General features: G+C 60.7%; 10 protein-coding genes. 6 read left to right on the top strand and 4 right to left on the bottom strand.

The window, feature by feature from the left end; genetic code table 11:
• Positions 1 to 50: 50 nt before the first annotated feature.
• The 3 genes from cysD (at position 51) to cobA (ending at position 3,247) form a co-directional block, all read left to right on the top strand.
• Positions 51 to 1,013 (top strand): sulfate adenylyltransferase subunit CysD, encoded by a 963-nt coding sequence (cysD, locus tag PQQ52_RS23570; RefSeq protein ID WP_408216568.1) that lies wholly within the window; start codon positions 51 to 53, stop codon positions 1,011 to 1,013.
• Between the two features lie 110 nt (positions 1,014 to 1,123).
• Positions 1,124 to 2,440, top strand: a complete 1,317-nt coding sequence (locus PQQ52_RS23575; RefSeq protein WP_408216571.1) for a sulfate adenylyltransferase subunit 1 — start codon at positions 1,124 to 1,126, stop codon at positions 2,438 to 2,440.
• Between the two features lie 54 nt (positions 2,441 to 2,494).
• Complete coding sequence (gene cobA / locus PQQ52_RS23580) at positions 2,495 to 3,247, top strand: uroporphyrinogen-III C-methyltransferase (RefSeq protein ID WP_408216604.1); 753 nt, start codon at positions 2,495 to 2,497, stop codon at positions 3,245 to 3,247.
• Between the two features lie 877 nt (positions 3,248 to 4,124).
• On the opposite strand, the gene PQQ52_RS23585 is transcribed toward cobA, so the two are convergent.
• Genes PQQ52_RS23585 through lptF form a run of 3 tightly spaced genes read right to left on the bottom strand, consistent with a single transcriptional unit; the run spans position 4,125 to position 6,766 of the window.
• Positions 4,125 to 4,505 (bottom strand): sirohydrochlorin chelatase, encoded by a 381-nt coding sequence (locus PQQ52_RS23585; RefSeq protein WP_408216574.1) that lies wholly within the window; start codon positions 4,503 to 4,505, stop codon positions 4,125 to 4,127.
• A gap of 11 nt (positions 4,506 to 4,516) precedes the next feature.
• The gene (gene lptG / locus PQQ52_RS23590) at positions 4,517 to 5,665 is read right to left on the bottom strand and encodes an LPS export ABC transporter permease LptG (protein WP_408216577.1); all 1,149 of its coding nucleotides are present in this window, start codon (positions 5,663 to 5,665) and stop codon (positions 4,517 to 4,519) included.
• A gap of 3 nt (positions 5,666 to 5,668) precedes the next feature.
• A complete protein-coding gene (lptF, locus tag PQQ52_RS23595) occupies positions 5,669 to 6,766 on the bottom strand; it encodes an LPS export ABC transporter permease LptF (protein ID WP_408216580.1) in 1,098 nt (365 codons plus the stop codon).
• Between the two features lie 137 nt (positions 6,767 to 6,903).
• On the opposite strand from lptF, the gene PQQ52_RS23600 reads away from it, so the two are divergent.
• From PQQ52_RS23600 to PQQ52_RS23610, 3 genes are all read left to right on the top strand, one after another.
• A complete protein-coding gene (locus PQQ52_RS23600; RefSeq protein WP_408216582.1) occupies positions 6,904 to 8,445 on the top strand; it encodes a leucyl aminopeptidase in 1,542 nt (513 codons plus the stop codon).
• A gap of 52 nt (positions 8,446 to 8,497) precedes the next feature.
• Entirely contained in the window at positions 8,498 to 8,914 is a 417-nt protein-coding gene (locus PQQ52_RS23605) for a DNA polymerase III subunit chi (protein WP_408216584.1), read from the top strand.
• 93 nt (positions 8,915 to 9,007) lie between these two features.
• Positions 9,008 to 9,691 carry a DUF2486 family protein gene (locus PQQ52_RS23610; protein WP_408216587.1) on the top strand — a complete coding sequence of 228 codons (684 nt, stop codon included), beginning with the start codon at positions 9,008 to 9,010 and terminating at the stop codon, positions 9,689 to 9,691.
• A gap of 100 nt (positions 9,692 to 9,791) precedes the next feature.
• Here PQQ52_RS23610 and PQQ52_RS23615 read toward each other — a convergent pair whose 3' ends face one another.
• Positions 9,792 to 10,133, bottom strand: a complete 342-nt coding sequence (locus PQQ52_RS23615) for a c-type cytochrome (protein WP_408216590.1) — start codon at positions 10,131 to 10,133, stop codon at positions 9,792 to 9,794.
• Positions 10,134 to 10,403 lie beyond the last annotated feature (270 nt).

Genomic DNA, 10,403 nt, shown 5'->3' on the forward strand with positions numbered 1-10,403 from the left:
CCGCCTGGGCGAGCAACCGCTTGCCAGGCGAATCAACGAAGGACCCAAACATGAGCACCACGCTCGATTCCACTGTGAATGCACCGCTTACCAACACGGCGAACCGGATGGATCACCTCGATTGGCTCGAAGCCGAATCGATTCACATCCTGCGCGAACTGGTCGCCGAATGCAGCAAGCCCGCGCTGCTGTTTTCGGGCGGCAAGGATTCGGTGGTGGTGCTGCACCTCGCACTAAAGGCCTTTGGCATTGGCGCGAATCGCAAGACCGTGCTGCCGTTCCCGCTCGTGCATATCGACACCGGCCACAACTATGCCGAAGTGATCGACTTCCGCGATCGCCGTGCGAAAGAGATCGGCGCTGAACTGGTGGTGGGTCACGTCGAAGATTCGATCAAGCGCGGCACGGTGCGTCTGCGCCGCGAACTGGATTCGCGCAATGCGGCGCAAGCCGTGACGCTGCTCGAAACGATCGCGGAACATGAGTACACCGCGCTGATCGGCGGCGCGCGTCGCGACGAAGAAAAAGCTCGTGCAAAAGAACGGATCTTCTCGTTCCGCGACGAATTCGGCCAATGGGATCCGAAGGCACAGCGCCCGGAACTGTGGAGCCTGTATAACGCGCGTCTGCACAACGGCGAACACCTGCGCGTGTTCCCGATCTCGAACTGGACCGAACTCGACGTGTGGCAATACATCGCCCGCGAACAGCTCGAATTGCCGTCGATTTACTACGCGCATCACCGCGAGATCGTGCGCCGCAACGGCCTGCTCGTACCGGTCACGCCGCTTACGCCGATGCGTGAAGGCGAGACCAGCGAAACCGCACTGGTACGTTTCCGCACCGTGGGCGATATCAGCTGCACGTGCCCGGTGGAAAGCGATGCCGACGATCTCGAGAAGATCATCGCTGAAACGGCCGTGACAGAAATCACGGAACGTGGCGCGACGCGGATGGACGATCAGGTCTCCGAAGCCGCGATGGAACAGCGTAAGAAGCAAGGTTATTTCTAATACGGGACTGGAGTTAGTGCTTCACCCTAACTCCGATCGACCGCAACAAGTTGCATGGGATCGAAGTAAGCGCTTTGCACTAACTCCGATCGACAGAGGGTAAGACAATCATGAGCGGTATTCACCAACCAGAAGACCTCGGCGTGCTGCGTTTCATTACCGCGGGTAGCGTCGACGATGGCAAGAGCACGTTGATCGGCCGCCTGCTGTACGACAGCAAGGCTGTGTTGAGCGACCAGCTCTCTGCACTGTCGCGCGCGAAGAATAAGCGTACTGTTGGCGACGAAATCGATCTGTCGCTGCTGACCGATGGCCTCGAAGCCGAACGTGAGCAGGGTATCACGATCGACGTTGCGTATCGCTACTTCGCCACGGCCAAGCGCAAGTTCATCATCGCTGACACGCCGGGCCACGAGCAGTACACGCGCAACATGGTGACGGGCGCATCGACCGCGCACGCGGCGATCATTCTGGTCGACGCGACCCGTGTGACGTTTGTCGACGGCGTGGCGCAATTGCTGCCGCAAACCAAGCGTCATAGCGCGATCGTGAAGCTGCTCGGCTTGCAGCACGCGATTGTCGCGATCAACAAGATGGACCTCGTCGACTACAGCGAAACGCGCTTCAACGAGATTCGCGATGCGTATGTCGAACTCGCGCGTCAACTGGGTCTGAACGATGTGCGCTTCGTGCCGGTGTCGGCGCTGAAGGGCGACAACATCGTGACGGCTAGCGAAAGGATGCCGTGGTACGCAGGCGAGCCGCTGCTCGACTTGCTCGAAGCGTTGCCGGTCGATATTCCGACGGGTCAGGCGCTGCGCTTCCCGGTGCAATGGGTAGCGCGTCAGGACGGCAGCCAGGCTGACGACTTCCGCGGCTACATGGGCCGTGTCGAAGCGGGCGAAGTGAAGGTCGGCGACACAATCGTCGTACTGCCGGCTAACCGCGAAGCGACGGTCGCTGAGATCATCGCACCGGTGATTGGTGGTACGGCGGCGGTGGACCGCGCGTTTGCCGGTCAAACCGTGACGATCCGCCTGGCGGAAGACGTCGACGTGTCGCGTGGCGATACCTTCGTGCTGCGCGAAGCGGCACCGGAACCGGCAAAGAAGCTGGAAGCCGACCTGTGCTGGTTCGACGACACGCCGCTGTCGACGCAACGCAAGTATCTGTTGAAGCAGACCACCAACACGGTGTTCGCGCGAATCGGTGCGATCAGGGAAGTGCTCGACGTGCATACGCTGTCGCAGGCGACCGATCGCAAGGAACTGACGATGAACGACATTGGCCGTGTTGCACTGACGTTACAGAAGCCGCTGGTGTGCGACGTGTACGACTCGCATCAGGGCACGGGTGCATTCGTGCTGATCGACGAAGCGACCCATCACACGGTCGCGGCTGGGATGATTCGGGCGTTTTCGGCATAAGCGAGCGACGCATAGCTGCGCACCGCAGGCGCCTTAACGAACAGGTTGATGCAAATGGGTAAGGTTTATCTGATCGGCGCAGGCCCGGGCGCCGCGGACCTCATCACGGTACGCGGGGCGCGGCTGCTGGGCACGGCTGATGTTGTGTTGCATGACGCGCTTGTCGAGCCGGCAATGCTCGACTATGCGCCTGCGCACGCGCGGCGGATTGCCGTGGGTAAGCGCTGTGGGCAGTTGTCGACGGCGCAGCAGTTCATCAACAAGCAGATCGTGGATGCTGCGCTTGAGCATGACGTGGTCGTTCGTTTGAAGGGTGGCGATCCGATGTTGTTCGGGCGTGCCGATGAGGAGATGCGCGCGCTTGAAGCGGCTGGTATCGAGTATGAGGTCGTGCCTGGGATTACAGCGGCGCTGGCTAGTGCGGCGTCGTTGAAGCGGTCTCTTACGCTGCGCGGCGTTTCTCGTAGTGTTGCGCTGGCGACTTTTAGTCGTGCTCCGGGGTCTGAGGAGATTCGCGAGCAGGTTAATGCGGATTCGCTCGTGTTCTATATGGGTCGCGATAGCGGGGTTGAGATTGCTCAGCAATTGATTGATGCCGGGCGGGGTGTTTCTACGCCGGTGGCCATTGTTGAGGCTTGCAGTACGGAGCGCGAGCGGATGCTCACTCTCACGCTTGAGGAACTCGCTGCTGGCGAGGCGCAGAGATGGGTTGACGCTTCGCAGCCTAGTCTTCTGATGATCGGGGAGGCGTTTGCTGACCGGCAGCAGGTTGTCCGCTCCGCGGATGGGCTTTTAGTCGCGGCTTAAGGGTTGGTTTTTGCCTGGGTTTGTTGCCTGTGCGGCGCTTTTTTTGTTTGTCTGCGGTGTTGGGCTTTCCTGGATCTGGCTTCTTTGGTCTTTGGCCTCTCCTTGAATTCTTTTTGGCCTCTCCTTGAATCGTTATTGGTCTATTAGCGTTGCCCCTGTGCGGGGCGGCACTTACTTTCTTTGCCGCCGCAAAGAAAGATAAGCAAAGAAAGCGGCTCACACCGCTAATTCTTAAGCGGGTCCCCCGCGCAGTCGCGGTAGTGGTGCATCTGGAATCTGTTTCCTTGCACACTCCGCGTTCGTGACAAGGGCGTCATGCTTCCGGCGGCGCTGCGCGCGCCGACGCGGTACTTCACCAAACCGTGCGTTGTTGGCGATACGCACCGGAAATCCTGCCAGCAACCCGCTATCGCTACGCTTACGGCTGCAGCTATTAGATTAATAGCTGCAGCCGGCGTTAGGGCACACGTGTGATCGCTGGCGTCTTGATGGTCCCCACCACGCCCAACGAAACTATGGGTTTGAATGATGAACCCTTCCGGCGAGCACGCAGTGCGAGGCGGGAAGCATGATTGCTTTGTCACGAACGTCGAATGCGCGAGAACACAGATTCCAGATGTGCCACTACCGCGACTGCGCGGGGGACCCGCTTAAGAATTTGCGGTGCAAAGCCGCTTTCTTCGCTTATCTTTCTTTGCGGCGGCAAAGAAAGTAAGTGCCGCCCCGCACAGGGGCAAACGCTAATAGACCAATAAGAATTCAAGAAAAGGCCAAAGAAGCAGGCACACAACAACAAGCGCCGCGAAGGCAAAAAAACCAAGAAAAGGCCAACACCGCAGGTGTAAAACCACCACACCGAGAAGGCAAAAAAAAGAAATCAACCCTGCCGAAGGCAATACTCAGCGACAGCGTCCAACACAGCCTCATCCTCACCAACTGCCGTAGCGCACGTAATCTCAACAGAAGGATACAACCCGCGACACCGCTCGATCACCTCGGGCAGATCTCTGCGAACATGCCCACCTTGCCCAAAAAAAACAGGCACAACAGTCACAACAGAACACCCGTCGGAGACAAGAGCACCCACAGCGGTAGGCAGATCCGGCTCCATCAACTCAAGAAAAGCCAGCAAAACCGGCCCACCGTCAGCGTCAGAACCGCGGGCAACCCGCAACTTCTCAGCAAGCCTCTCAAACGGCTCACGCCAGCGCACATCCCTCGCGCCATGCCCAAACAGCACCATCCCGTGCGCAGCCATGACAAAGGCTCCTAATGCCGATCAACCCACTTCAATCCGACCAGCCCGAGCACGAGATAAACGAGCCCAGGCGTCGCCGCAGTCAACGGCGCGGGCCACGTATTCAACGTGCCGATATGCGAGAACAGCGTATTGAACAGCTGGAAACTCATCCCCAGCATAATCCCGCCGAAAACCTTCACGCCCACGACGCCCGCGCGCGTATGCAGGTACGCAAACGGCAGCGACAACACCAGCATCACGAACACCGCGAACGGATATAGCAGCTTGCGCCACAGCGCGATTTCATACCGCTGCGTGTCCTGATGATTCTCGGTCAAATGCTGGATGTAGCGGAACAGGTTGAACATCGACATCCGGTCCGGCGACACCAGCAGCACCGACAGGATCTGAGGCGTCAATTCCGAGCGCAACGAATATTCAGGTAACGCCACCTGCGTCGCGCGGTACACCGGATTCAAGGCGTCGGTCGGCGTGCCCGGAGGAGGGGGGACGTCGATCAATTGCGTATCGGTCACGTCGGTCAGTTGCCAATGACCCGGCGGCTTATACGTGCCGCTCTTCGCAATCCGCACATTCGAGAGGCGGAACTTCGAATCGAATTCGTAAATCCGCACGTTGCTGATCGTCGCGTCAGGCTTCAATTCGCCGACGTTCACGAAACGCGTCACCTGCTCGCCGTCCGCGCGCGCGGTGAGCGTGTCCTTCACCCACACACCCGACTCGAAGTTGGTCGATACCGACGACCCCAATGCTTCGAGCCGCACGCGTTCCGACAACTGATCGGTGTACGGACCGACGACTTCGCCAATGATGTAAGTCAAGAACACCAGCGGAATGCCGATCTTCATGAGCGAGCGCAGCGCCTGATTGGTGGCGAGGCCGGACACGCGGAAAATCGTGTACTCGGAATTCGCCGCCATTTGCGCGAACACGTAGATCGCGCTGATCAACGCGGCGACCGGAATGATTTCGTAAAAGCGCGACGGCGTTTGCAAGGCGACCCGCAGCACCGCGTACTGGAATTTGTAATTGCCGTGGCCGACCGAGTTCAGTTCGTTGATCAGGTCGAAGAAGAAGAACAGACCTGAAAACGCGAACAGAATAAACACGAACGTGAGGTAGATCTGGCGCGCGAAGTACCTTTCATAGATCCGCATCGGTCAGGCCCCCTTCGAACGGCCAAACATCGCCCGCGTGAATAGCGGCCGGTTGCGCACGCGCAGCCAGAAGATGAATGCGACGATCGCCGCCACGATAATGTGCAGCCCCACCAGCCCAACTCCGAACGACATCTTGCCTTGCTCGATCCACGACTGGATCACGTTTAACAGATTCGAATACGTCAGATAGATCAGAACAGCCATCACCAGATTGATCGTGCGGCTACGCCGCGGGTTCTGGTGCGCGAGCGGAATCGCCAGCAGCATCAGGTTGATCGCAATCAGCGGCAGCCCCGCGCGCCACGCGAATTCGGCGAGGTTGTCGTTGGTCGGGTTACGCAGCAGCGCGAGCGTAGGCAAGCCAGTGGTAGTCGGCGTGTTGATGACCGGCTGGCTCTGGATCTTCACACCGTAGCGTTCGAATTCCATGATGCGGAAATCGGGGTGCCCCGGTTCGCCGTCATAGCGGCGGCCGTTTTCCAGCACGACGAAGCGGTCGCCGTTCTTGTGTGTTTCGGTGTGGCCGGTTTTCGACACGACCACGTTGACCTTACCGTTTTCCGTGCTGGTCACGAACACGTTCTCGACGCGTGCCTGGTCGGGCGACATCTTCTCGATAAAGAACACGCGGTGGCTGGTGGCCGACTCGCGGAATTGACCGGGGGCGAGCAGCGAGACTTCGTCGCGTTGCTGGAAGCGCGCGCGGATCAGCTTGCTCTGCTGGTTCGACCACGGCCAGCCGACGAACACGAAGAACATGATGAGAATGATGATCGGCGTGGCGAAAATACCGATTGGCTTGATGAAACGGGTCAAACTGACACCCGACGCAAGCCAGACGACCATCTCGGAGTCTTTGTACCAGCGGGTCAGGACGAACAGAATCGACACGAACAGGGTCGCGACGAGCATGATGGCCAGGTAGCCGATCACGGTCAGGCCGATCAGGACCAGCACGTCGCGCGGGTCGATCTCGCCCGAAGCCGCGAAGCCGACGATGCGGATCATCATCGTCGTCAGCACGAGCGTGAGCAGAACCATGAACACGGCACCAGCCGTATACGCGAGTTCGCGCTGGAGGGAGCGTTCGAAGATCATTATTGATGATGAGAGGGGGCGCTCTCAGTGACGCACGGATTGGTTCCCGTCACGTCTCCGGTGCAGCCGCCGCGGGAAAAATAGCGGATAATTGCGGCTTTCATCCTAAGCCCAGATTTTATCCGAGGACAAGCGCGATGGACTTTAGCATAAAAGCCTGTGATTGGACCAAAGGCTCGTCAAACGGTTTCCTGACCGGGAAATCCGATTGCATCGTAATCGGCGTGTTCGAGTCGCAAACGCTCTCGGGCGCTGCGCTGGAGATCGACGCGGCCACCAAGGGCCTGCTGACCCGCATCATCAAGGCCGGCGACATGGACGGCAAGGCCGGCACCACGCTGTTCCTGCACGAAGTCTCAGGCATCGGCGCGTCACGCGTGCTGCTGGTCGGCCTTGGCAAGCAGGATGCTTTCAGCCAGAAAGCCTACGGCGAAGCCGTGCGGGCCGCCTGGCGCGCATTGCTCCCCACCAAGATCGTCCAGGTCACCTTCACGCTCGCCCAACTGCCGATCCTCGAACGTTCGGCCGACTGGGGCGTGCGCGCCGCGATCATTGCGCTGCGCGAGCTGACCTACAAGTTCACGCAGATGAAGAGCAAGCCGGACAACTCGGCGCGCGCGTTGAAGCGCATCGTCTTCAGCGTCAATACCGGCGACGAGAAGGCCGCCAAGCTCGCCGCGAAGCAGGGCGCCGCGCTTGCCAACGGCATGGACCTGACGCGCGACCTCGGCAACCTGCCGAGCAACGTCTGCACGCCGACCTACCTCGCCAACACCGCCAAAAAGCTCGCCAAAGACTGGAAGCTGAAGGTCGAAGTACTCGGCGAAAAGCAGTGCGAAGCGCTGAAAATGGGCTCGTTCCTGTCGGTCACGGCCGGCTCGGTCGAACCGGCTCAGTTCATCGTGCTGCAGTACCACGGCGGGGCTGCGAAAGCCGCGCCGGTGGTGCTGGTTGGCAAGGGTGTCACGTTCGACACCGGCGGCATTTCGCTGAAGCCGGGCGAAGGCATGGACGAGATGAAGTACGACATGTGCGGCGCCGGTTCGGTGCTGGGCACGTTGCGCGCCGTCGCGGAAATGGGCTTGAAAATCAACGTGGTCGGCATCATTCCGGCCGTCGAGAACATGCCCTCGGCCACCGCCACCAAGCCGGGCGACATCGTCACCAGCATGAAGGGCCTAACGATCGAAGTGCTGAACACGGACGCCGAAGGCCGGCTGATCCTGTGCGACGCGCTTACCTACGCCGAGCGTTTCAAGCCGGCCGCGGTGATCGACATTGCCACGCTGACGGGCGCCTGCATCATCGCGCTGGGTCATCACAATAGTGGCCTGTTCTCGAAAGACGACGCGTTGGCGGGCGAACTGCTCGATGCATCGCGTGAAGCTTCCGACCCGGCCTGGCGGCTGCCGCTTGACGACGAGTATCAGGATCAGCTCAAGTCGAACTTCGCGGACCTGGCGAACATCGGCGGGCGTCCGGCGGGCAGCGTGACGGCGGCGTGCTTCCTGTCGCGCTTCACCGAAGCGTACCCGTGGGCGCATCTGGACATTGCCGGCACCGCGTGGAAGAGCGGCGCGGCGAAGGGCGCTACCGGCCGCCCGGTGCCATTGCTCGCGCAGTTCCTGATCGACAGGGCCGCTGACGGTCGGGCCGCGGACGGTCGCGCTGCACAATGACGCGTTGCGGTAAGGTTACAGGCATTGTTGTAGACGCAAAGCGGAGCCGCCGATGACGAGAATCGATTTTCACTCGAACGTCGGCGATTCGCTGCTGTATGCGTGCCGCCTGATCCGCAAGGCGTATCAGGCGGGCCAGCCGACCATCGTGCTGGCCGAGCCCGAGCGCCTGCGGGCTTTCGACGAACAGTTGTGGACGTTCTCGCCACTCGACTTCGTGCCGCACTGTATGGCGGACACGAAGCTCGCCGTACAAACGCCGATCGTGCTGGCCTCGAGTCTCGATGATGTGCCGCACCATCAGGTGCTGCTCAATCTCGGCGCCACGGTGCCGGCGCAATTCGCGCGCTTCGAAAGATTGCTGGAAGTGGTCGGTAACGCACACGACGAACTCGCGGCTGGCCGCGAACGCTATCGTTTCTATCGCGATCGCGGCTATGCTTTGAACAACTACAAGCAAGGCAGCTAGGTTTCATTCCGCCCCCGTCGCGTGATGTTTTGTCGTATGGATTCGACGCGTAGGCGGCCTGCTTCAGCTTGGACTCAAACACGGAGAGTGCACGTGTCCGATCCCAACGACAGTTCGATCCCGGTTCTGCACGAGATTATCGTACCGGGCAATCCTGCCCAGGCGCGCCATGCGCCGGGCGGCGCGGCAGCGCCGGCTACGCAGCCGGTGTTTGATCCCGAGACTGCGCAAGAGCCGGTCTTCGCGCCGGAACCCGCGCACGAGCCTGAACCGGTGCTTGCGCCGGAACCCGCGCACGCGCGGCAGGAGCCGACGCTCGCGCCGGAGCCTGTGCATGTACCGGAGCAAGTGCATCCGGAAGACCACGCGCATCCGAAAAAGCGCTCGAGAGCACACCACGCTGCCGATCACCGGCACGGGCATGAACCTGATTTTGCGCCGTCGGCGGGCGTCTTCGACCGGGCTGAACCGCATGCGCCGATCGAGGCGGGCACGATCGTGCCGCCGGATATCGCTCATGAATCGCTCGCACAGCCGCAGCCGAATCTTGACGCGGATGTCATCGCCGAACGTCTGCGTGGACGGTTTGCGGGCTTTCTGACGGGCGAGGGGCGCGGCATCGTCGAAGCACGTTGCCGCGATGCGTTGCAGGATCACACTTCATGGCTCGTCAACCAGATCACACGCGAAGTGGCGCTGGCGTTGGAGACTGAATTGACCGGCTGGGTGAGGGAGGCGGTCGATCAGGAGATCGCGCGGCGCTCGGGCAGCGCCTGATCATGGCAGAGGGCGCGCTTTTATCCGGGCGCGCCCACCATTTTCACGAGGCCGCGGTCATTGGCGTCTTCATTTAAGAAGCGTCTTCATTTGAGCGTCCTCATTTGAGCGTCATCACCCAGCTCGCCAGCGTAGCCGCCTGATCGGGCGTGAGCTGCGTATTCGCGGGCATCGGCACTGTGCCCCACACGCCCGTGCTGCCATCCAGAATCTTGTGCTTCAGATAGGTGATGGCATCTTCGTGGCCGGCGTATTTCTCGGCGACGTCATGCAGCGCCGGTCCCATGAACGGACGTGTTACCGAGTGGCAGCTCATGCAGTTCTGCTGCTGGGCAAGCGCAAGGCCGACGGTGGCCTCCGCGTGCGCCGCGGGACTGCCGACGCTTAATGTAGCGCTCAGCACGCCAGCCGCTGCAAGCGTTGCATACGACATTGATTTCATTCTGGTCTCCGTCGGTGCAGGTACCCGACTCGTGGTGCACGCATTATAAAAGGAAAGGGGCGCACGGTTTCCCGTGCGCCCCTTTGCGCTTTTACGTAGCTTACGTCGCCTACGTCGCCTACGCGTCTATGCGTCTATGCGTCTATGCGGCTTCGAGCGGGGCGGCTGGCCCGTCCCGGCGAGCCGGGGCCAATCAGCGCCCGTTCATCAACGCGCGCTTAGCCCGTCACCGCGCCCTTGTTGGCCGGCAGTGCCAGCGCGGAGTACTTC

The organism is Paraburkholderia sediminicola, assembly GCF_046030555.1.
In the GTDB taxonomy this organism is placed as follows: domain Bacteria; phylum Pseudomonadota; class Gammaproteobacteria; order Burkholderiales; family Burkholderiaceae; genus Paraburkholderia; species Paraburkholderia sediminicola_E.